The organism is Rubripirellula tenax (genome assembly GCF_007860125.1).
Taxonomy (GTDB): Bacteria; Planctomycetota; Planctomycetia; order Pirellulales; family Pirellulaceae; genus Rubripirellula; species Rubripirellula tenax.
This window is the reverse complement of record NZ_SJPW01000001.1, coordinates 608,398-631,647: the sequence shown is the minus strand read 5'-3', so window position 1 is coordinate 631,647 and position 23,250 is coordinate 608,398. Positions and strand designations below refer to the sequence as shown.

Here is a 23,250-nt window from a genome sequence, read left to right as displayed (position 1 = left end):
CCGCGCATTGGCGTGGACGGTCGGGAAACCCAGATGCGGATCTCGGATTCCGAACGTTTTGTAGATTCGGATATAATCGGCCGCATGGAAAAACTTCGATACGCGATCATCGGCGCCGGTGCCCTGGGTGGTCTTTATGGTGGACTTCTAGCGCGGGCCGGCTTTGAAGTCCACTTTCTATTTCATAGCGACTACGACTATGTCGTCGAGCATGGATTGCGCGTCGAGACGAAACTGGGCGACTTCCACTTAACCGACGTTCACGCCCACGCGTCGGCGTCGACGATGCCGCCGTGCGACGTCACGATCGTAGGCTTGAAGACAACTCTAAATCATCTGCTCGATGAATTGCTGGTCCCACCGACTCGCGATGGCGGATTGGTGCTTTGTCTGCAAAACGGCCTTGGCAGTGAAGACGCCTGCGTTGCCGTCGTCGGTCCTGATCGCGTGCTTGGCGGGTGCTGTTTTTTGTGCAGCAACAAAGTCGGCCCCGGTCACATTCGCCACATCGACCAAGGCCGGATCGTGTTCGGTGAATACGGCGACCGTGCGATCGATGTCAGTTCTCGCGTTCAACGTATCGCTGACGAAATGCAGTCGGCCGGAATCGACGCGCACACCACCGATGACTTGCCGAAGACTCGCTGGAAAAAATTGATGTGGAACATCCCGTTCAACGGCTTGTCCGTCGTGCTCGACGCGTCCACGAAAGAACTGGTTGACGATCCCGATGCGCTTGCGCTGGCCGAATCACTCGTCCGCGAAGTCCACGCCGGTGCCGCGGCATGCGGGGTGCACGTCCCTGAAAAAGCCATCGCAACGACCATCGATGTGACAAAAGTCATGGTACCCTACGACAGCAGCATGCGATTGGACTTTTTGGCCGCTCGACCGATGGAGATCGACGCAATCTTGGGTAACCCGATCCGCGCCGCGGCCGAAGCCGGATTCGCGATGCCGCGTGTCGAATCGATTTACCGACAATTGAAGTTTCTCGACCGCGGCCGACACCGGTCGACAATTCCATAGTGGCGTTGCCCCCTAAGCTCGACTTTTTTCGTTTACGAGCTGGCAGTTTGATAGAGGTGAAGGCAGCTTCCCTGCGCAAGAAATGTGACTTACCACAGTTACAAGCCTAGGCAAGGAAGCCACCATGATTCGCGTGCCCCGTGATTTTAAACCGTTGCTCAATGATCGGTCATCCGCGTTGCCGCGTTGCCGAGATTCGAAAACTATCGGCACCCGTCCGTAAGCTGCTAGACTTTGGGCTCACGCGAGCAGCTTAGAATGGAGAAAGTCGTGGTTAGGTTCCGCGTCGATTTCCGTACCAACGCAGATGCATCCGGTCACAGAATCGGTAACCCGCCGATTCGCACCACGGCTTCAGCCAAGTTGCCGCCGTATCCATCGCTTCGGCCGATACGCCCTGGGGCATGATCCAGATATCATCGGGTCGGACTTGAAGCGATTCGACGACGCCCGCGCATTCGTCGAATTCGGCGGGTGAATCGATCACAAATTTGACTTGAAAGTCGTCCGACCGATCGATCAATCGGCGCATCAAATCGATTGGCATGCGGCGATCGTGGTGGCGTTGATGCCACTGGGGGTGATCCCCCGCATCGGGTGCGCTGGCGGACAACTTGGGGCTGATCGACATCAAGTCGCATGGCACGTCGCGGTCAATCGTTCCCGCGGTTTCGATCGTGATGTGCAAACCTGCATCGCGAAGCTGCTGGCAAAGCGAGACGCAGGCATCCGGCAACAAGGGTTCGCCGCCGGTCAGCACGACGTGCGAAATGCCCGACTGTAAAACCGAATCGACGATCGTCGAGACGGTTTGTCGCGGGCCCTCGGGTTTCCACGATGCATACGGTGTGTCACAAAACCAGCACCGCAGGTTGCAACCGCTGGTCCGCACGAAGAAGCTCTCCACGCCCGTTAACTTCCCCTCGCCTTGTCGGCTGACGAACGTCTCGGCGATTCGCAGCCCCAGCGTTGCCGCGGGCGCCCCGTCATCGGAACCCCTGGTCGGGCCGCCGATGCCGTGCGAGAATCGAATTTCGCCCGTGGAAGTCATTAAAATCGAGATATGAAAATTGAGTAACTCAGATACTTTTCGCAAAATCCTGGAAGTCTTTGACAACCCCAGCCCTTCGCGGAACTTTACGATCGAACACCATTGTCCCGAGTTTACTTCGGTGTGCCCCAAAACGGGACAACCCGACTTCGGAACGATCGTTTTCAGCTACGTTCCCGACGAAGTATGCGTCGAATTGAAAAGCTTGAAGATGTATCTGCAGGCGTTTCGAAACGAGGGCATCTTCTACGAGGCCGTCACGAACCGAATCATGGACGACTTTCTGGCCGTCGTAAAGCCTCGCAGCGCCACCGTCGAAAGCCGCTGGACCCCCCGCGGCGGCCTGCACAGTAATATCATCATCCGATATCCCGAGAACTAGACGCACAATCGACGGTCTTGAAACGACCCCGTCATTTCGCGTCCTCGTGGATACCGTCCCATCCGCATTGATTCTTGAAACCCCATTTTGACCATGACCACTCCTCCCGTATTGATCAGCGGCTTCAGCGATGAAGCGGCCAACGAGAAGCAAGCTGTCCAGCAGTACAGCGCCTTTGCCGCACTCGGTTTGCGATACTATTCGATCCGTTTCATCGATGCCGGGGAAGGCATCAAGAACGTGATGAATTTGTCGGACCCCGAGATCCAACACTTGGTCAAAATGCAGTGTGATTACGGATTGAAGGTCAGCAGCATCGGGTCGCCGATCGGCAAGGTGAAGTTGCTTGACGTCGATGATGGAACGTCCAACAAGTTCATTCCGTTCGACCAGTACTTGAAGCAAGACGTGACCACCGCGTGCGATCGCGCCGAAGCGTTCGGTGCAAAGTTGCTTCGCGGATTCGCTTTCTATCATCCCAAGGGCACCGAACCGGCCGACCACATCAACCAAGTCGCGGACCAGTTGAGTCAAATCGCGGAGCTTTGTGATTCACGCGGTTTGACGTTCGGCTTGGAAGTCGAAGCGAACTTGGTCGGCCAAACCGGCGATCTGCTAAAAACGATCGCTGCCAAAGTCAATCATCCGGCAATGTTGACGATCTTCGACGGTGCCAACATTGTGACGCAAGGATTCACGGCCGACGAAACGTATGCCCAGTACTTGGCCATGAAGCCCAGCCTCGGTTGGGTCCACATCAAGGACTATCACGACCCTTCGCCGACCGGTCGCATCGACCACGTCGACGAAGCCAGCCTCAGCAACTTTGTGCCCGCCGACATTGGCGACACCGGCCACGAGGCGATCCTGCGAGACATGAAGGACTTCATGCCGGAATTGCATTCGCGGATGACAGCCCGTGGTGCCGATGGCGTGTTCATGGATTTGGAACCGCACGTCAAAGGTGGTGGCCAGTTTGGCGGCTTCAGTGGCCCCGACGGATTCGGCGTCGCGATGCGAGGCCTGTGTCGCGTGCTCGACTATGTCGGCATTCCCTACTCGCTGCGATCGTTCGCCGACATCAAATCATGAGCGACGAGACTCGGGACGCCAAAGCTCGTTTGATCGAGCTGGAAATCCAGATCGCGCACGTGCAACGCCTCTACGAACAACTCAACGAAGTCGTGACCGAGGAAGCGCTTCGGGCGGATCGGATCCAGCACAAGCTCGACACGCTGACCAACCAAGTCCGCGACTTGAAAAATAAGTCGCCGGAATCGGCTGGCGACCCGCTGGACGAGAAACCGCCGCATTATTGAGGGCGGCCCCGGGGAAACACGGCCAATCCCCCTTCGCTGGCACTGTTATCTTGCCGGACTCGAATAACAATAGGAACTCCCGGCACCTTGGCGGGGTTGAATATTGGACCGAGTTCCCCTGTCGCACCCAAGCCTTGGGCGACCCCCGAGACCAGAGGTGAGTGCTTGCATACCGATTCGGCATCGACGACGCCCGTGACACCAAAACCACCGCCACGATCATCGACCCACGCGATCGTGAATTTGATCGTCTCGGCAGCGATCCTGGGCGGCTGTTTTTTCGGCTACTCGCTGTTGGGCGAACGCAAACGGCCCACCCGCGGGAAACCGCCAAAGCCCGATGGCACCGTCGTGACGACCGCGATGCTGTTGCCACACCAAGGCCCGGTCACGTTGTCGGCCAACGGCGTCGTCGTGCCGCTGCGTGAGATCCGTCTGGCTACCGAAGTCGCTGGCCGCGTCGTCTTTCAGTCAGAAAATCTCCGCCCCGGTCGCACCGTCGCCGCCGACGAAGTTCTGGTCCGATTGGATCCGACGGAGTACGAATTGGAAGTCCGCCGGCTGGTCACCCAACAGGCCCAAGAAGCGGCCGAGTTGGCGGCCACTGACGTCAGCATCGAGAACACGAAACAGTTGTTGTCGCTGGCGAAAGAGCAACTGAAGCTAGCCGCCGACGAACGCGCACGCGTCGATTCGCTGGTCCAACGGCAAGCCGCATCGATGTCCGAAGTCGATGTGACCAAGCGTTCCGAGTTGACGGCGAAGTCGTCGCTGGTCGAACTGGAAAATCGCCAACGGGAACTCGTCGCCGGTCGCGAACTGATCGTTCAAAAACGCGCTGCCACCGAAGTCGCCCTGGCTCGCGCCCAACTGGATCTCGATCGGACCGTCATCAAATCACCCATTCGCGGACGTGTCGTCGCATCAATGGTCGAGGTCGAATCGTTCGTCGGCGCTGGTGCGTCGTTCGTGACAATCGAAGACATCTCCGTTGTCGAAGTTCGATCCAACTTGACGGTCGATCAAATGTTTCGCGTTTGGAATTCAATCGCGGCGCGGCCTACGCATCCGATCTCGACGCATCCGATTGACGAAGACGTCGACTTGATCGCCGATGATCAAGTCCCGCCCGTGCCGGCGACGATCGCGTATCGACTCGGGTTGCGAACGTACCAGTGGCAAGCTGTTTTGGAACGCATCGATGGAGTCGGAATCGATGCGGCAACGCGAACGTATCCGTGTCTGTTTCGAGTCGATGCACCGGAACAGGTGACGCGGCCGCTGAATTCCGCATCCAACGACGGGCCCAATCGCTTGATGCGAGGCATGTTTGTGTCGGTGATGTTGAAGGCGGAATCACGTCGCCCATTGGCCAGTTGCCCCGAGATGGCGATCCGCCCGGGAAATCGAATTTGGATCAATCGTGACGGCAAGCTGCACATCGTGCCGATCGAAGTCGTCGCTCGCGAAGGTGACCGTGTCATCATTGACGCCGAAGGCTTTTTGCTCGACGACACGGCCGCAGCGGTCGTGATATCGCCCGTCAGCAACCCGAGCGAAGGAATGAAATTGTTGTCCTCCGGAAAGCCGCCATCCAAGGTCGCTGACGAATCGCGCGCCGCCAACGAGAAGGCTGCCGGATGAAGTCGATCGTTGCTTGGTCGGTCAAAAATTGGCAGGCCATGAATGTCGTCATGCTGGGAACGCTGTTGTTGGGGGCGTACAGTTTCTCGCAACTTCGCCGTGACTTTTGGCCCGACTTCGAGCTGTATGTTTTGAACGTGTCGGTCGTCTATCCGGGCGCCAGCCCCGACGAGATCGAACAAGGGATCTTGGAAAAGATCGAAGAATCGATCCGCACCGTCGACGGCATTGACGAGATGACATCGACGGCCCGCGAGGGGCTCGGATCGATCATGCTGGAACTCGACAGCGATACGACTCAAGACGACGCCCAGCGGGTGTTGACCGAAGTCACGATGCTGATCGACCAAATCCCAAGCTTCCCCGAACTGGCCGAGAAACCCGACGTTCGACTGCAAACCAACTTCGTCACTGCGATCCGCGTCGCCGTCATGGGACCCGTGAATTCGGGTGCGGGCGAAGGTCGCAACGAAGCCGCGGTCTCGGAAGCCGCCTTGGCGCTGCGGCGAATCGCCGAGTCGGTGCGAAGTGATTTGTTGGCGTTGCCATCGGTGTCGGTCGTCGATTTGGTCGGCGCACCGGACTACCAGATCGACATCGAAATCCCCGAATCCACCCTTCGCGAATACAACCTGTCGCTACGCCAGGTTGCCGAGATCGTGCGAGCCAACAATATCGAATTGCCGGGCGGTACTCTGAAAGGCCGATCGCAAGAAATCCTGTTGCGGGGCAGCGACAAGAGCGAGCTTGGTGACGACATCGCCAATATCCCGCTAGTTAGCGAACCGGGTGGCGCAGTGTTGACGGTCGGCGACTTGGGATTGGTGCGTGACGAGTTTGCGGTCGATGCGGCCATCAACGAAGTCAACGATCGGCCGGCGGTGATCGTGTCGGTGGAAACGACCAGCGCCGATGACTTGATCCGCGTTTCTGATGAAGTTCGCGAGTTCGTCGATCGTGAAAAGGCGAATCTGCCCGACGGCTATACGATGCTGCACATGCGTGATCGTTCGACCAGCGTGAAGAGTCGACTAGACTTGCTGACCAAGAACGGATGGATGGGCTTGGTGTTGGTGTTCATCGTGCTGGCCCTGTTCTTGGAGATGCGTTTGGCATGGTGGGTCGCGTTGGGCATCCCGGTGTCGTTGTTGGGTGCGTGCATCTATATGTATTACGGCGGCCAGACGCTGAACATGACATCCATGTTCGCGTTCTTGATCGCGCTGGGTATCGTGGTCGACGATGCGATCGTCGTGGGCGAAAACATTTACGCGCACCGCGAAATGGGCAAAAGTTACCGTGACGCGGCGATCGACGGAGCCACCGAGGTCATGCCGTCGGTGATCACGGCGATCATGACAACGGTGATCGCGTTCCTGCCGATCATGTACTTGGAAGGCAACATCAAGCGGTTGACGGTGGTGTTGCCGCTTTGCGTCGGCGCCATGCTGATGATTTCGATGGTCGAGAGTCTGACGATTCTTCCCGCCCACCTGTCGCATCGCCGCAGTCTGTTCCTGGCGGCGGTCGAGTGGGTGTTGTTCCCGTTGCGTCCGTTGGGATGGCTGATCGAGCGACTTAGCAGCGGAACAACCCGAGTTTTGAATCGTTTCGTCGATCGCGTTTACGTTCCCCTTTTGCGAATATCGCTTCGCAATCCCGCTATCGTCATGTCGGCCGCCGCCGGCATGTTGATCCTTTCCGTCGGCGTTGTGCGGTCGGGTATGGTGCCGTTTTTGTTGTTGCCCAAGATCGACTTTGGGTTCATCACGTGCCAAGTCACGTATCCCGATGGAACGCCCGTTTCGGTCACCGACGCGGCAACGAAAAAGTTGTACGACGCGATCATGGTCGTCAATCAAAAGTCGATTGACGAACAGCTGACGACCGACCCAGAAGGCTTCGTCAAAGCCGTCCAGCGAACGGTCGGTTCGTCGGGTGATGAAGTCGGTTCGTCTCCGGCCAGCCATTTGGGCGGTCTGTTCGTCCAACTGAACGACATCGGCGATCGAACGGTGACCAGCGCCGACATCGTGACGATGTGGCGCGACGCCGCGGGCAAGTTTCCGGGCGCGGAAGCCGTCGCGTTCGGCGCGTCGCCTCGAGGTCCGGCGTCGCTGCCGATCGAGATGCGTTTGATGGCCGGCGCCGAGCATCTGGACCAACTCAACGCCGCGATCAATCGATGCAAAGAAAAGCTGTCCGAGTACCCGTACGTTTCCGACATCGCCACCGACACACGGCAGGGCAAGTGGGAATACCGCATGAAGGTCCGCGATGACGCCAAAGCGATGGGCATTTCGTTGGCCGACGTCGCCGGAACGGTGCGCGCGTCATACTACGGCGAAGAAGTCATGCGGTTGCAACGAGGCCGGTACGAAGTGCCGCTGAGAGTGCGGTATCCACGGGAAGACCGCAACACGTTGGTCAGCTTCAACGGCATCCGCATTCGAAACGGCGACGGAACCGAACGTCCGCTCGATGAAGTTGCCGATGTCGAAGTCGCTCGCGGTTACTCCGAAATCAAACGTGTCGATCAAATGCGGGCGATCGGGGTGGTCGCCGACGTCGACGAAAATCAAGGCAACGCGTTCAACGTCGTCGCCGACATGCGCGACAACTTTGTCCCAGATTTTGAAGAGGAATTTCCCAACGTCCGATTGGAATGGGCGGGCCAGCAAGAACAGACGACCGAAACGGTCAACAGTTTGACGATCGGATTCTTCGTGGTGTTGGGTGCGATGTTTCTGTTGCTGACGATCCAGTTCAATTCGTGTTGGCAAGCGATTTTGGTGCTGTCGATCATCCCGTTTGGTTTCATCGGCGCGATCCTGGGTCACATCGTGATGAACATCGAACTGACCCTGTTCAGCATCTTTGGGATCGTCGCGCTGGCCGGCGTGGTCGTGAACGATTCGATCGTCTTGGTCGACTTTATCAACCGCCGAGTCGCCGAAGGGCTATCTGTTCACGATGCCATCATCGACGGCGGTCGTCGCCGGTTTCGAGCCGTGTTGTTGACATCGGTGACGACAGTGGCCGGAATGTTACCGATCCTGTTAGAGCGTTCGAAGGAAGCGCAAGTCGTATCGCCCATGGCGACCAGCCTAGCCTTCGGGCTAAGCCTAAGCACCCTTGTCGTGCTGGTCCTTGCTCCGGTGATGTACCTGTTGACATCCAAGCTAACGGCCGCGACGTCAATCGATTGACGTGGTCCCACCGCGAAGCGAAGCGAAGAAGTCTTCCATCTGCGTTACGGTGACTTCGTGATTCAATCGCCAGAACTCGCGGATCGCCCGTCGTGATTGGGCGGCTTCGGTCCGATCGATGCGACGATCGCCGGTCGACTGGCTTCTTTGCCAAACTGTGAAATCACCCCTGCGTCGCAGAAACTCGCTGCGGGTCACGATTCGGTCGTCGGCAACGGGCACGATGGCGACGTCCGTCGTCAGGATCGCTTCGATGGCCGCGGTGACGCGCGCGGTCGGCGCTGGCGGTGGACCCGCGACCATGGGGGCGGTGATCATTTGCAGTTCTCCCGACGCGGCTTGGTTCAGTCTCGCCATCACGGTGTCGAAGGCGTCGACACGACCGTTTCGGTCAATGTCAAAGGGGTTGTCGATCCCCGCCGAATTGGGTTGGACGGATTGGTTGAATCGGATATCGATCGTGTCGAACGCGTTGACGCGAATCGCTTGACCAGGAGCGGCGCCGTCGACGTCGGCGATTTGATTACCAACGTAGAAGACGTGGTCCGCCGGCAAACCGATCGCACCACCGGATTTCACAGTGACTTGCAACCATGTGTTCTTGATCGCACGATCGGGCCACACGATTGCGATTCGATCCGTGCCCAATTCACCGATTCCTGGTAAGACCTCGATACCGCTTGGCGCGGGCGCGGTCACCCAGGTCGAACCATCGTCATCATTGCCGATACGGAATTCAAAATCGCTGGCCGCAAGCGTGGTCGCCGACAGCCCTTCTACGTCGATCACAACACGATTGATTCCACGCACGTAGTTGGTGACCGATGACGCATGAGACACCTGGCCGGGCCGCAACGCCGCACGTGGCGCGGCGAACGCGTTTTCGCCATAGGCCGCCGTCGTTCCTCCGTAGGCCGTGCCGGTCGCGATCACCGTCGGCGTCGTCGCAGTGTCATCGTCATGAATCAGAACTTCAAAGGACTGATCGCCGACAGTGACCGTCACGGTTCGTGGTCCGGTCGTCAACGCGTCATCGATCGCACGCACCGAAATCGATCGCGGCACCGTCCAATCGTCGGGTGTCAACGTCAGCACACTGGGCCAAATTTCGACAGCACTCGGATCGTCCACCGTCACGGCGACGGAGCTGGCATATCTTTCGACGGGAACGACTTCGACGCTACCAATTCCGCCGCCTTCGACCACATCGATTTTCTTCGCCGAGAACCTCATGCGAGTCGTCGAGGGAATCGTTCGATCATTCGCACGAATCAACAGTGCCATGTCTTCGTCACGGACATCTTGCAAAAAGCTGACTGCACCGTCTGCGTAGACCGCCCAGAATCCGTCCGCCACGTCACCCATATTTGCAAACGGGTTGGCCGGGTCGAAGGTGATGTCATCGGGCTGGGTCCAATTCACGGCGACGTCGGGGCCGGATTCGACAAACAATAGGGTGTTCGACAAACCGTCAAGGAAGTCTCGGAACCGAGGTGCGGCACCGGTGCTTCTGAACGGTGCGCCGTTACGAAATCCGAACTCTTCGGTTCCGCCGTCGACGAATCGTTGCACTCGTGTTTTGACGCTATCCCAGGAATCGCCCAGCGAACGATACACGTCGGGCATCGATTGAAGTAGCGGCAAGTTGGTTGCGCTGTCCCACCCTTCATCAAGGGCAAATTGATCGTAAAGTGTCCGGTGACCCAAGAACGGCAACAGATGCACTCGCCAGCTCAAGTGCGGTCGTCCATCGGCGTCAAAAAATTCGGGTGAATCAATGACCGGCAGCGCTCGAAAAGCAGAATGAAAATTGTGTGTTGCCAGCCCGATCGTTTTCATGTCGTTGGAGCGGTCTATCGCAACGTCGGGCGAATTGAGCGAGGTGTATTTCGTGCGCAGCGATTCCACATCGACGATCTCGCTGGTCGGTACGTTGCCGTTGCCATAGGTCGTCTGAGCGTTCTTGGTGATCAACGCCGATAGAACCGCGTCATCAATGTCGGCCGGTAAGTGGATTAACGTTCCGTCGGCGGCGATCGCGCGAAAGAACGGGTCGGGGAGGCTGCCCAGAAAATTCTTTGGGTCTGCGAGGTCGAAGTCGAACGTATCGGGTTTGGACCAGGCAACCGCGGTGTCTGTTCCCGTTTCGACAACCAGCAGCGTGTTTTCCAGACCGTCGCGGAAATCGCTAAACTTCGGCACGGCGGGACTTCCATCGGCACGCTTGTCGTAAGCGCCACCCACACCCCATGGAATTTTAAAGCGGGTCGTGTTGGAGTCGACGGCGTCACTCTGGCTGCGAAATACATCCGGCATCTCGTCCAGCAACGGCAAGTTGTTCGGGCTGTCCCATGGTTCGTCCAAGTTGAATCGCTCATACAGTTGCTGCTGCTCGATGAACGGTAACAAATACACGCGCCAGCTTAATAGCGGAAATCCGTTGGTGTCTCTTGGCCATCCGCTATTGGGCGGAAGTTGAGCATAGGCGGAATGGTAATTGTTAAGGGCTAAATTGATCTGAAATAGCGACGCATCCTGCTGCGAACCGCCGTAGTCGTAAGCAACCGCATCGATCTGGCGAGCGATTTCACGAACATTGACCAGCGGTTCGTCCGACCATCCACTTCGAGTCGCCAAAGAACCGAAGTCGTTGGTGTCGATATCGGCAGGCAAGCGAATACCGAATCCATCAAACATGACGACGTTGACGCCGTCGGGCGAGATGGTTCCCACGGTGGCAATGGGATCATCGACGTCAAAGGTCGCGTCCTCTGGTGCCGTCCAAGTAACGGACTTTTCGGCACCCGTTTGGATCAACATGATCGTGTTTGAAAGCCCATCAAGAATGTCTCGAAACTTAGTCCCGGCTTCGTCTTGGTTAAAGCCAACTGGTCCCCAGGCAGGCAGCGGATTCGATGCGAACTGGCTCCGCAGCGATACCATCGTTTGGATCCGTGTTTGATCGGTTGCCGTTCCCGACCCGTCACCGAATACATCTGGCATCTGCGCAGCCAGCGGCAAGTTGTGGGAACTGTCGTAGGGTTCGTCCAAGCGAAATTGGTTAAACAGGTCGTAGTAACCCAGGAATGGAAGCAAATGCACACGCCAACTGAGGTGCGGCTTGCCATCGGCATCGAAATAGTCATCGGTACCCGAACCGCTCTGAACGGGAAGCTGCTTGAAGGCGCTGTGGTAGTTGCGTACGGCCGTCGCAAGTCTCTTTAGATTCGCGAGCACCAATTTGACCTCGTCCGCCAAAACATCCACAACCACCATCGCTGTATCGCTGTCGACGCCATCGAAAATGGAGTAGCGAAAGGAGTCGGTGCCGACAAAGCCATCGACCGATTGATACGTAAACGTTCCGTCGGCCGCCAATCGCAGGCTTCCATGACGAGGACCGTCGACGAACGAAACGGCGACCGGTTCGCTCAGGCCAAGTCCGTTCGTTCCGTCGTGGGCTAGGACCGACTCAATGGATACACCGTCGGCCAATAGCGTCGCACCGGATACGACGTGAAACGTTGGTTGTCCACTGTCATCCACAGCGATCGGTGGGTTCGATTGGGATGCCGTTTGGCCCGCCGAATCGATGCTTTGGGACAGCGCCGGATCGAGTGCCACGTCGGAGCCGCGGATCTCGATGACAACGGTTTCTTGATACGACAGCGACGTTGCCGAATCTGTCGCCTTGTACATGAACGTGTCGGTGCCGACAAAGTTCGGAGCCGATTGATAGTCGACGCTTCCGTCCGGTCGGATCGATGCCGTCCCGAATCGTGGCGCGGTCACGTTCACTAGCGATACAGTCGACGACGCGATCGGATCATTGGCCAACACGTCCAGCGTCAACGTGTGACTTCCCGAAACCGGAACCGACGTTGTGATCACCGACGAGGCGACCAAGAATGACTCAACCACAACGCGATCATCGGCCGTGAAATTTGTTTGGTTCAACTCGACCGCCGCGCGTATCGAGTCGGTTCCGGGCGGCCATTGGTGATCGGTCGGCGTGCCGTCGGCCCAGAATCCCGACATCGACGGAGACTGCATTCGCGTCGCGCTGGTTGGCAGCACCAATCGGTCGGCAATCACGGGATTCAGCGATTGACCAGCAAACGTATTTCGTACGGCCGATCCGGCCGCAATCGTTGGACCCGCCCAAGGCGACGACAACGTGATCGTGTCGCCGACAATCGCGCCCACATCCCACAAGCCCGCCGACGGGTCACCTGCGACGTTGCGCGTGTAGGAATAATCGGGATGCGCCGTGCCCGAGCCGTCGGTGTATCCGTACCATGCAATCAACCGACCGCGTGGGTCGGCGCCGTTGTTGTTCCATCCGGTCGCGTCCTGCAAGTGGATTTGTGTGTCGCCCGGCTGCAAAGCGGCCGTCAAAATCGTATCGACGGATGCTCCGAAACGTTGGCTATGTTGCGACTCGATCAGCAAACCATCGGCGTCGTAGGCTTGATAGCCAATCGAATGAACGTCGACGGCAGATGGCTGTGACGTCGTTGTTTGAACGGAAACAGTTGCCGACAACGACGTGGCGATCGCCGGGTCAACCTGGGTCGCTTGGTCGGACACCGACGTTCGCATCGACTGGGAACCCACCAACCGCGTTTGTCCGCCAAACGTCAACGGCACCGGCGAGTGATTCGTCGCCGGGCTCTCTTGAACCAACACGCCGCGGAACACGGGAAGGTTGGATGTGATCGAGATCGAAGCGACTCCTGGTGGAAGCCCGCGTTGCATACCACTACTTGGGTTCCACGCACGACCGCCAAGGCTCGCATCGAAGCGGATGCTCTGGCCCTGACCCCAGGTGACACGGTATTCCAGATTGTTTCCGTGTTCGGTGACTTCAAAGGGGATCGAAAACGATCCGTCGTCGACCATCGCGTTACGAATCGCAGTCCCAGCGGCTAATGCCGGGCCGGACCACGGATGGTTCAGTGTGATCCGGTCGCCAACACCGTACTGGATCGCGTCGGAATTCCACGCCGGTTGGATCGATGTACCGAGAACGTTGCGAGTGTAAGTGTAGTCCGCATGAACGGTGCCAGCGCCATCCTGGTATCCGAACCACGCAAGTACTCGTGTGCCGGTGGTGCCGGACTGACTCCATCCGCTGGCGTTTCCGACCAAAATAGACGTATCACCCGGTTGCACCGGAGCCAGCAGGGCCGTGTCTGTCGAACCCGCGTACTTAGAAACGTGAGCCGGCGAAATCGGCAAGCCGTCTCCGTCATAGGCGATGTAGCCCAGTCGCAATCGTTTTCGGGATGTTATGTCGTATGAGTCAGCCGTCAATCGATAGCGATTTGCCTTGTCAACCGCGATTCGGTCCATCGTTGAAAGCGTGTCGACACTTTCCTGGAACGGAATGTCGAAAAAGTACTGGTTCTCGCCCAACGTGACGATCGAATGACCGCCGGTATCAATTTCCGGCTTCGCAACCGAGCCAACTTGTACCCAACCGCCATCGTCGTACGCCGAACTCAGCGGAGATACGGTAACGACGTCGGCCAAGGTGGCGGTGAGAAGTTGGCGTGCCTCGAGTGACTCGAAAACGCGTTGGAACTTGCGAATGCGACGGAGATTGCGTGAGGCCATTCGACGTGATCCGCTCTTGAAGGTTGTGATTGCTGACTACCTTAATCGATGCCACATCGACGTTGGGAAAGGAAGAGACGTAAACGGCCAAAACACTTGGCGTCACGTTGAATTCAAAAGTGACTAACGCACCATCGCCTCTCGCACATATTTCAACACATCGCTCATCAGCGGTGGCGGCAATTCGGATTCGAATCCCTGGGGCATCAAGGACAATCCGGTGCTTCGCATCTGGTCGATATCGCGTCTTGAAATCGTGGTTCGTTTCCCGTCGGCGTGGACCAGCGTCAGGCTTTCGCCCGCTTCTTCGGCGACCACGCCGCTGAGCACGCGGCCGTCTTCGAGCAGTACGGTGTAGCTTCGATATTGCGGGTCGACCGCTCGATTCGGATCCAAGATGGCTTCGACGAGAGCTCGTGGCGAACGGTCCGTCAGATTCACCAGATTCGGGCCGGCCATCCGCCCCTGGTCATCGGCGACGTGACACGCCGCACACATCCGCTTGAACGCTTCCGCACCGCGAGTCACATCGGCATCGTCGTCGTTCAATTTTGAAAGGTAGTCCACAACGATCGCTTGGCGATCGGTCGCACCCACATCGCCCAACAACCGCCGCGCCAGTGCTTTGGAGGATGGGCTGCCAATCGTTTGCAACGTCTGTTTCGCGGCCGGACTCAATTCTTGCGACGAGATCTCGCCCCGTTCCATCGCGGCAAGCAACTTTGTCGTCCATTCGCCGTTCGTCAACATTTGTTGGATCGTGGCGGCACGCACGGATTGAGACATCGTTGGCCACGTGGCGATCAACGCCTCGCCGCCTGCCGCGTGTCCGATCTGCCCCAAACGCGCGACGGCGGCAAGCTGAACCGCAAGCGGCACGCGAGGCGAAATCAAATCGACCATCGTTTGTGAGTCGAGATCGTCGTCGGCGAGACCTCGGCCCAACAATCCGATCGCCTGACAGCGACGTGTATCGCTTGCGTTGTCGCTGGCGACTGTTTCGGCTGCTTGCCGATAGACACGGACCAACGTTTCGGACCACTTGCCATCGGACGAAGATTTGTTCCGGCGATCCATCAAAGCGGTCGCCAGCGGTATCGCCCATTCCGATTCCTCGGTCGCCGCATCCAACGACTCTGTTACGCGATGGATCGCTTCACCGGAACCGTGTTGCGAGGCCGTTTGAATCAACTGCGAAATCAAACGAATCGTTTCGGTGCTGGTGGCATCGGACGACCCATCGCGAATCCGGGCCAAACTTTTTTGCAACAACACGTCCACGTGCGGCGTCGCCGATGTGATCAGCGCCCGCGCCAGCCATTCATCGGTGGTCGCATCGTCGACCAGTTCAGCCAAAATGACGCCTGCCTCGCTATCGGACGTTTCGCCAAGCGTGAGCGCCAGTTGCAGCTTTACCCGCGCGTCATCGTGGTCGGCAAGCTTCGCCAGCGCCGTCAGCAGATCGGGGTGCTCGTCCAAACGCGACTCGCTCAGCAAGATCGCCGATCGAACGACGCCGAAATGGCGGTCAGCAAGCGCAATTTTCAACAGCATGGGTGTCAGCTCGTCGCGTTCGGCCAGGCACCACAAGGCATGCAGTCGCGTTTGAGGCGTCTTGCCTCGGGTCAAGTAAGACTCCAACAGCCACTGTGTCGCTTTGGCATCAGCTTCCGGGTGACACAACAAATGCTGTTGAACCAAATCGCGAACCGCGCCCGAATCCGAATCCAACATTGCCGCCACGGTGATCGCCGGAGTCGCCGCGATATTCGGCAGTTCAATTTTCGGCGACGTGCCCTTCGGTACCACGCGATAGATTCGACCCTGTTCCGCACCGGCGCGCAAATCCACCTGTTTTTGCCACGACTCGGGGATCCACTCGGGGTGTTCGATCACTTGTCGGTACATGTCGACAACCCACAGCATGCCATCGGTTCCTTCGATCGCTCGAACCGGACGAAACCAAGGGTCGGTGGACGCGATAAACTCGCTTTGCAACTCCGACGCATCACGCTCGGCCCGATAGCTCGATCTATCGGATACCAATTTCGAGCGGTGGGTTAAGTTATGAACGGGCTCGCAAACCAGCGCGGCACCCGCAAGCGATTCCCCCAGTCCGTTTGAACGAAACACAACGCTGCTGCACGCCGAAGTGAATCGGTTCGCCGCGAACAGGTCGTTGAAGCGATCCGCCGTTTTGCTGATCGGGAACACCGGCGGCGCCGACGGCGGGTTGAACAGTTGCTGCTGGCTACTGCTGATCGCAGCGGCCGGATTGCGTCGCAGATAGCGATCTTCGATGGGGTAGTGGTACATCGGCCGACTGTTGTCGTTCCCGAAACACTCGCCCCAGTCATTTCGAGAGCGAATGTATTGGGTCCGTCCACTGATCAGATCGATCTTGCCCGTCGTCGGCCAGATCCGCACGTCACGACCCGACGCGTTCACAGTCTCGCCCGTCCGTACCGCTTTTAAGTCGCCCAGGTTGTCGCCGCTGGCACAGTGCAACGCGTGTTCGAGTCCGTAAGTGAATCCGTTGACGCGGTGTTGCGGGTTCGCCAGCGGAAAGCCCGTGTACCAAGTCGTCCGCTCGTCCGCCACACCGTCACCATCGGTATCGCGAGCAAAAAAGATGTCGGGCGCCGCGCACACGATCAAGCCGTCCTTCCACGGATGCACCGCCGTGGCGAACTCGATGCCGTCCAAAAATGTCGTCGCCGCGTCAAACACTCCGTCGCCATCGGTGTCCGACAAGAACTTGATCTTTCCGCGAGGCACTGCGTTGTCATTGGTTCCCGGATAGTCACCCATTTCGACAACCCACAACCGGCCGTCGAGACCGAACGCGATGTTGATCGGGTCGCGTACCAGTGGCTCCGAAGCAACCAGTTGCACTGCGAACCCATCGGGAACACGGATACTGTTCAGAGCATCGTCGGGCGTAAGCGGTGATGGTTTTACAGCGGATTCGAGAATCTCATGGACTCGGTGAATCAGCAAATCTTCGCTGCCGGTCGCCCACGGTCCAGGCAAGTTGTAGAAGACGGCCGAACGATCGAACTCGTAGCCGCCTTCGCCACGCATGCGCTCGCTAGCGATGTAGCCGAGTACGTCGTTGCAGTAGGCCGACACCCAAAGACTCGGATCGTCGAGTTCTTTTTTCAATCGCAACGCATAGTCCACCACGACTTCGCCCCCCAGGAAGATCATGGTCAAGTCATCGCCGAAACGCCATGATTGAATCGGTACGGGATAGGTGGCGGGCAACCGCCCATGTTCCTTCAGCGTCTCTTGCAGATGTTTCGCGTTGCGTTGGTATTGAATCCCATCGTTGGCGGCACGCGCGGCCAATTCGTCGGTCGTTGGCGAGTCGAACGACAATCCTGCGAAACCAAAGTTGGCTTCGATCGGCTCGTCGATCGGTCGCATGTCTTCCTTGATCACACGATTCACTTCGCCAGCCAGCGCTAGCCCATGCATCGCCGCCATATCGGGTTTTCCACGAGGTTCCGGGTTGGCATCGGCGCCACATCCGATCGTACACATCGCGACACAATCCGGATGCGACTTTTCAAGTTGCGTCGCCGCGTAACCCGCCCAATCGGCATTGATGCGGAAATAGTTTCCGGGAAGCGTCGTGCAATGGCACGCGTAGTTGAAAAGAACTCCGCGGATTTTTCCGTCTGCGTCCGAAACGCGAATCGTCGAAACACTCTGGTCGACGGGGCCATCGGCTTGAACGCCGAATTGAACCCAGCGTCCGTCCTGGATCACGCGACGGTTCACCGCGAAGCCGATCGCCCCCTGGCCATGCGACAAGCCGGCCGGTGCCAAGTCATCGATGGCTTCATCGACGGCCCTCAGGATGGCGGCATCCAGTTGTTCGGAATAGCGCTGGCGGGCAGCCGATTCATCGTCGCTTAGCGGCGTCATAAAGATATTGTCCAGTCCCGTTACCAAGTCGGGTGCCGCGTGAGTGTGCGTGCTGCTGATGACAAGTCGGTTGCGTTTGATTCCGTGAGCCGTTTCGATATCGGATGCCAGTCGTTGCGTCTGCACTCCGCTGATACCGATGCTGTCGACGGTGACCAGCACGTGAATGGCTTCGTCGCCATGTCGCAGCGCCATCGCACGAACGTTCAGCGGCGTGTCGACTCCTTCACTCGGCCGATCACGGTCGGAGTATCCGGTCGTGCGAACTGGTTCGACGGGCGTCACATCAATACGTGAAAAACCGGCTTGCCAGCGAGTGTGGGATTCGACTGACCAGGCGGTTGCAGCGGCGAAGAAAAATCCGAAGAGGCAACCGAGATGGATATAGATAGAAGACACAGTAGCGACTCCACGGAGAAACACGGATTGCAACCATCATAGCCGGCACCGCAGCAGCTCCGCTTTGGTGCAGGCCATTGCACGGCCACCGCTCGATGTTTGGATGGATGTCCAATCGCTCGCGTGTACCGGTCTTTCTCGCCACGCTTCAGAAGCCCAATCGCATCCCCCCACGCGGAGCATAAGCCATCCGCCATACGGCGTCCGATTGGGGATGTCCAATTCGGAAAGGTAGAGAATCCACGCACGCACAGCGAAGGCGGCAGAACCAAGCAGGCCAAATAAACCTCGAAAATCAAGAAACCCCGCCATCGTATCGTTTAATTGCGAATCGAGCTTGCTATACTAATGGCCTTGTCTTTGCCGCCCACGGCCACCCGTGCAAACCTTGATTCTGGCGTCTCAATACCATGCTCAAAATGCTTTCCGCGTTCGCTCTCTTTTTCGCAAGTAGCCTGGCAAGTCCCGCCATGTCTGCTCTTGTCACTTACGTTGAAGTCAACGAAAGTCTCAGCACAGAGTCCGCCAATCCGACGGATCTGGGTGCGTTCGATGTGGGGCTCAATCGCGTCGAAGGCGGTTTCCCAGCGAATGGAAACGACGTCTTTCGGTTTCAAATTGTTCCCGGTCAATCGCTCACGGGGATTCTGCTGGTGGACTATTCGTCCCACTTCAACCGAATGTTTTTCGCGATCGAAAACGACACAACATTTCCCGTATCGGAAGACACATTGTTGTTTGACGGAAATTCACTTAGTGGAGACGAATTTCTGGGCGGCCTATTGGTCGGAACAGCGGCTCAAATTGGCACAAATCTGTTGCCTCGAATTGGGAACAACAATCTCTTCATCGGTCGAGGGTTCGCGGCGGATGGGTTGCCCGCCGAAGGCCCATTGGGGCCCGGCGACTATACGGTCTATCTCCAACAGACTGGACCAGCGACGACTTACAAGCTTGATTTCCAAGTCTCTGCAGTAGCCGTTCCCGAGCCATCGTCGTTCGCGATGTTCGGCCTAGCGGCCTGCGGATTGATCTTCCAGCGTCGACGGCAAAAACGCACATCCAAGAAGCGTCAGTTTTAAATGCGATTGCGTTGCGACGAGCATAGCGAAAAGAAGATCATCGCTAAGGCAGGTTTTCGCCGAAGTATGTGGCCAGCACTTCTTCCCATTTTGGGCTGGATGTTTCTCTTAACAGTATCTGGTTGATGGGTTCCGTTAGCGGGCTGTCGGTGGGCAGCGCGATCGCGTAGTTCTGTCGCTCGAACGAAGCAGGCAGTACGTAGGCGTTGCCGGACCATTCTTGGTACGTCTGGTGTTTCAAAATTGCTGCGTCATAGACGACAGCGTCGCACTGGTTCGCTACCAGGCTTTTGATTGCGGAGTCCACATCGGCATGGTTCGCAAACAAGATGTGTCGCGATCGCAGGTAATCGGCGGACGTCGAACCTTCGACGGTTGCGACTCGAACGCGGGATAGGTCGGCCGGGCCGTTGATCTGAGTTCTTAGCTCCGTCAAGGTCAGTGCTGAGGTAACCGCCGCGGTGAACCCGGCGATGATGAAAAGTCCGGCGAACATCCAGATCAAGCCAATCAATCGTCCTCCCAACGTGCGAGGTACCTTGTCTCCATATCCAACGGTGGTCAGGGTCACGGCCGCCCACCACATGCCGGCTGCGATTCCCGAGACCCAGCCTTTACCGAATTGCTCTCGATTCGCCTTGCGTTCAAACAGATAGATACCAACGGCGCTGGCTAGCATCGCAAGCACAAGCCCCGAAACGATGCGGAAGAAAGTCTTTGAAAAGACGGCGTCAATGATTCCCGACCATCCGGATTGGCGTAGCCTCGCCCCCACCGCGATACCGAGTCCGGAGGTGTGAAACGAATGCGTAAAGTCCATCCGCTTTTCCCGTTCGTAATTCACCGTGATAGCGGCAGCGGCCATGTCGACCCGCGATTCTTCGACAGCATCTAGCATCTCGGCAAGCGGTAGTGTTCGGAACTCGATCTCGATCGGGTGTCCGGATTCGATTTCCAGCGAGGCTTTGATTTCACGTAACAGGTCAATGCAAATTCCTGTCCACTGTCCCGCTTCATTGCGCATCGCGAACGGCGGGACTTCTCGTGTGGCGACGCGCAGCATATCTGGTACATCCAACCGGATGGAATCAGCTTCCGGCGATGGATTTTGCGATTCGTCCTGAGCCATCGCGAGCGAGGCGGCGACGCAAAGTAGGGCTACTTGTATCGATCCCGTGCGAAGTCGATTCCGTTCCGTCATCTCATTCTCCTAAATACCTATAGACAAGTTCGTCCCACGCATCGCTTTCGCGGTAGCGAAGCAGTTCTTCGTTCAGAGGTTTCCGAAGTTCGCTCTCTTGCGGCAGGGCGATGGCGTATTCCTGAACATTGAAGATCACCGGCAGCACGTCGATGCGGTTGGCAAACTCGTCGCTTGCCAAATACTTCAATAACGCCGCGTCGTACACAAATGCGTCTGCGTTGCCAGCGTCGACCGCTTCCATTGCTGCTCGCGGATTTTCATAGCCGCGGAAGAAAATGTGACGTTGTCTCAGATAGTCGGCGCTTGTGCTGTCCGCGACCGATGCAACGCGAACATTGTAAAGATCAGTGGACCGTCGGATTCCCGTGTCAAGTTGTCCAACGGTCAGTACGGATGTGATCACGCCGGTCAGGATCGATAACACGATCAAACTTGAAAACATCGCCAGGGTCGCAAGCAAGCGTCCCATGGTGCTGACAGGCATCAAGCTCTTGTTTCCAAGCAGCAGGATCATCGACCACCAAAATCCCATGCCAAGACCGTGACGTTTCTTGCCACCAAACATGGTCGCGTTCGATTTGCGTTCGAATAGCCAAAACAGAAATCCGCAACCCAGCACGGTCACGATCATCGCAGCGACGAGTTTAAGTAAGCGACTGGTGACGACGCGGCCCAGCAATTTCCAGGGCGTCGAACGGTCGCGAGTGCTGACCGCGATCCCCAAACCGGTGGAATAGTGCGGATGACAAAAGTCGATCCTTTCGTGTCGTTCGGAAGTCACGCTGATGGCTGCGACGGCTGCATCCAACCGCCCCTCTTCTAAACCCACCAGCATTTCTGGCAGCGTCAATTCTTGGAACTCGAACTCAAGATCCAGTTCGTCGGCCAAGTGTTCCCACAATTCGATGCTGATTCTGGTCCAAGATCCATCGGCATGCTTGATCGCAAATGGCGGGCTCTGCTTCGTGCCGACCTTCAGCAGGATGTCCGCATCAGCCGACACGGGCGTTACTGCGTCAACAGGTTCTTGCGGGATGCAGTCCGATGCGACGCCGAACAAGCTGATCAAAACGGCAGTCAGGGAGAGTAGCGGGTGTGTCGCACGCATCATGACGACGTTCCCAGATCTTTCCGTCGGCCAGGGCTGAAATCGGTTGAGGCGACCATGGCTTTGCTGAGGTGTTGGGACAGGTTTCGCAGCAGCGCATTTCCGAGTCGGGGAATTCGCTTCGTAAGACGGTTGAATTTCTCTCGGTCGATCAACAGCATTCGCGATGGTTCGTTCGCAATCAATCGAGCGTGCGACTTCGCGGGCAAGATCAGATTGCCTTGGCCGAAGCAATCCCCTTTAACCAATTTGGATTCAAACGAATCGTCATCGGTGAAACGAAAGGAACCCTCGAGGACAATGAACATGCCCGGGCACCTGTCGCCCATCTCAAGAAACTCTTTTCCCGCATTGCAATGGATCACCGTTGACGTCGTGATCAGATAAAGTAGTCGACGAACCGAAAGCCCTCGACCCAGGAAACTGTTGCGGAGAGCTTCCATGCGTTCGTCTGCGTCCGGTTCGGATTCCGCGTCCGAATCCAACAACGTATCAACAACGACCGCCGTGATGTTGTCAGCGCCGCCCGCCTCTTTGGCAAACTCGATCAGTTGTTGCGGTTGGCCGGTGATTTCTTTCTGGGCGAGTAATTCTGCGATCACCGACTCGTCCGCAAAATAGTTGCTTAGGCCATCCGAACAGAGCAGCAGTCGATCACCCGGGATCAAGTCAAACAACAGCGTGTCGACGGTGACGAATTGGTGGGGGCCAATGCTGCGCGTCAGAACGTGTTGATAGCGACTCGTTGCGGCTTCCTCTTTTGTCAATCCGCCACATAGAAACATTTCATTGGCCAGCGTGTGATCAACGGTCAATTGATGAATCTCGCCACCGCGCATCAAATACATGCGCGAGTCGCCGACATGTGCGATGATTGCTTTGTCGTCGACGATCACCAGCATGGTCAGCGTCGTGCCCATGCCAGCGTACTTGGGCGATGACCTAGAAAGTTGGTGGACTTCCTGGCTGGCCGTTTGGACCGCTTCTTCAGCAATTTGTTGAATGCGGACGTACCTGTCGGGTTGTCCTGCCGCCGACTCGAGTACTTCGGAATGTGCCGAAATGTGTTCCGAAGCAAACTCGATGGCTCGCTCTGCCGCGACTTCGCCGGCCACGTGTCCTCCCATGCCGTCGCAAACCATATACAGACCGAGCGACTCATCGATAAGATACTGATCCTCGTTCCCATCACGCAATAATCCGCGATCGCTGAGTGCAGAGGCAACAATCTTCATGACATTCCTTGGCGCGTTGCGATACCGGAATTCGTC

The 23,250-nt window shown here is 57.4% G+C and carries 13 protein-coding genes; 7 read left to right on the top strand and 6 right to left on the bottom strand.

The annotated features are described in order from the left end of the window. Positions 1–84 precede the first annotated feature (84 nt). Complete coding sequence (locus Poly51_RS02255; protein ID WP_146453804.1) at positions 85–1,029, top strand: putative 2-dehydropantoate 2-reductase; 945 nt, start codon at positions 85–87, stop codon at positions 1,027–1,029. A gap of 274 nt (positions 1,030–1,303) precedes the next feature. On the opposite strand, the gene Poly51_RS02250 is transcribed toward Poly51_RS02255, so the two are convergent. Next, entirely contained in the window at positions 1,304–2,080 is a 777-nt protein-coding gene (locus Poly51_RS02250) for a 7-carboxy-7-deazaguanine synthase QueE (protein ID WP_146453802.1), read from the bottom strand. 19 nt (positions 2,081–2,099) lie between these two features. On the opposite strand from Poly51_RS02250, the gene queF reads away from it, so the two are divergent. From queF to Poly51_RS02225, 5 genes are all read left to right on the top strand, one after another. Next, positions 2,100–2,462: a preQ(1) synthase gene (gene queF / locus Poly51_RS02245; protein ID WP_146453800.1), complete on the top strand. Its 363-nt coding sequence runs from the start codon at positions 2,100–2,102 to the stop codon at positions 2,460–2,462. Between the two features lie 93 nt (positions 2,463–2,555). Continuing rightward, a complete protein-coding gene (locus Poly51_RS02240; protein WP_146453797.1) occupies positions 2,556–3,554 on the top strand; it encodes a TIM barrel protein in 999 nt (332 codons plus the stop codon). Continuing rightward, positions 3,551–3,781 carry a SlyX family protein gene (locus Poly51_RS02235; protein ID WP_146453795.1) on the top strand — a complete coding sequence of 77 codons (231 nt, stop codon included), beginning with the start codon at positions 3,551–3,553 and terminating at the stop codon, positions 3,779–3,781. The genes Poly51_RS02240 and Poly51_RS02235 overlap by 4 nt, the downstream gene beginning before the upstream one ends. Positions 3,782–4,018: 237 nt before the next feature. Further along, positions 4,019–5,425: an efflux RND transporter periplasmic adaptor subunit gene (locus Poly51_RS02230; RefSeq protein ID WP_146455104.1), complete on the top strand. Its 1,407-nt coding sequence runs from the start codon at positions 4,019–4,021 to the stop codon at positions 5,423–5,425. Then, positions 5,422–8,634: an efflux RND transporter permease subunit gene (locus Poly51_RS02225; RefSeq protein ID WP_146453793.1), complete on the top strand. Its 3,213-nt coding sequence runs from the start codon at positions 5,422–5,424 to the stop codon at positions 8,632–8,634. Before Poly51_RS02230 ends, Poly51_RS02225 begins: the two co-directional genes overlap by 4 nt. Here the strand turns inward: Poly51_RS02225 and Poly51_RS02220 are convergent. After that, positions 8,623–14,253, bottom strand: a complete 5,631-nt coding sequence (locus Poly51_RS02220; protein ID WP_146453790.1) for a DUF1559 family PulG-like putative transporter — start codon at positions 14,251–14,253, stop codon at positions 8,623–8,625. The genes Poly51_RS02225 and Poly51_RS02220 overlap by 12 nt on opposite strands. Before the next feature lie 123 nt (positions 14,254–14,376). Next, a complete protein-coding gene (locus Poly51_RS02215) occupies positions 14,377–18,585 on the bottom strand; it encodes a neutral/alkaline non-lysosomal ceramidase N-terminal domain-containing protein (RefSeq protein ID WP_186775286.1) in 4,209 nt (1,402 codons plus the stop codon). 470 nt (positions 18,586–19,055) lie between these two features. On the opposite strand from Poly51_RS02215, the gene Poly51_RS02210 reads away from it, so the two are divergent. Beyond that, on the top strand, positions 19,056–19,667 hold the full coding sequence (locus tag Poly51_RS02210) for a PEP-CTERM sorting domain-containing protein (RefSeq protein WP_186775285.1): 612 nt from the start codon (positions 19,056–19,058) through the stop codon (positions 19,665–19,667). Between the two features lie 43 nt (positions 19,668–19,710). On the opposite strand, the gene Poly51_RS02205 is transcribed toward Poly51_RS02210, so the two are convergent. The 3 genes from Poly51_RS02205 to Poly51_RS02195 are packed head-to-tail and all read right to left on the bottom strand — an operon-like array spanning position 19,711 to position 23,214. Further along, complete coding sequence (locus Poly51_RS02205; RefSeq protein WP_146453783.1) at positions 19,711–20,868, bottom strand: transporter substrate-binding domain-containing protein; 1,158 nt, start codon at positions 20,866–20,868, stop codon at positions 19,711–19,713. A gap of 1 nt (position 20,869) precedes the next feature. Next, positions 20,870–21,982 (bottom strand): transporter substrate-binding domain-containing protein, encoded by a 1,113-nt coding sequence (locus Poly51_RS02200; protein ID WP_146453781.1) that lies wholly within the window; start codon positions 21,980–21,982, stop codon positions 20,870–20,872. Continuing rightward, positions 21,979–23,214, bottom strand: coding sequence for a protein phosphatase 2C domain-containing protein (locus Poly51_RS02195; RefSeq protein ID WP_146453779.1), 1,236 nt, complete (start codon positions 23,212–23,214; stop codon positions 21,979–21,981). The genes Poly51_RS02200 and Poly51_RS02195 overlap by 4 nt, the downstream gene beginning before the upstream one ends. Positions 23,215–23,250 lie beyond the last annotated feature (36 nt).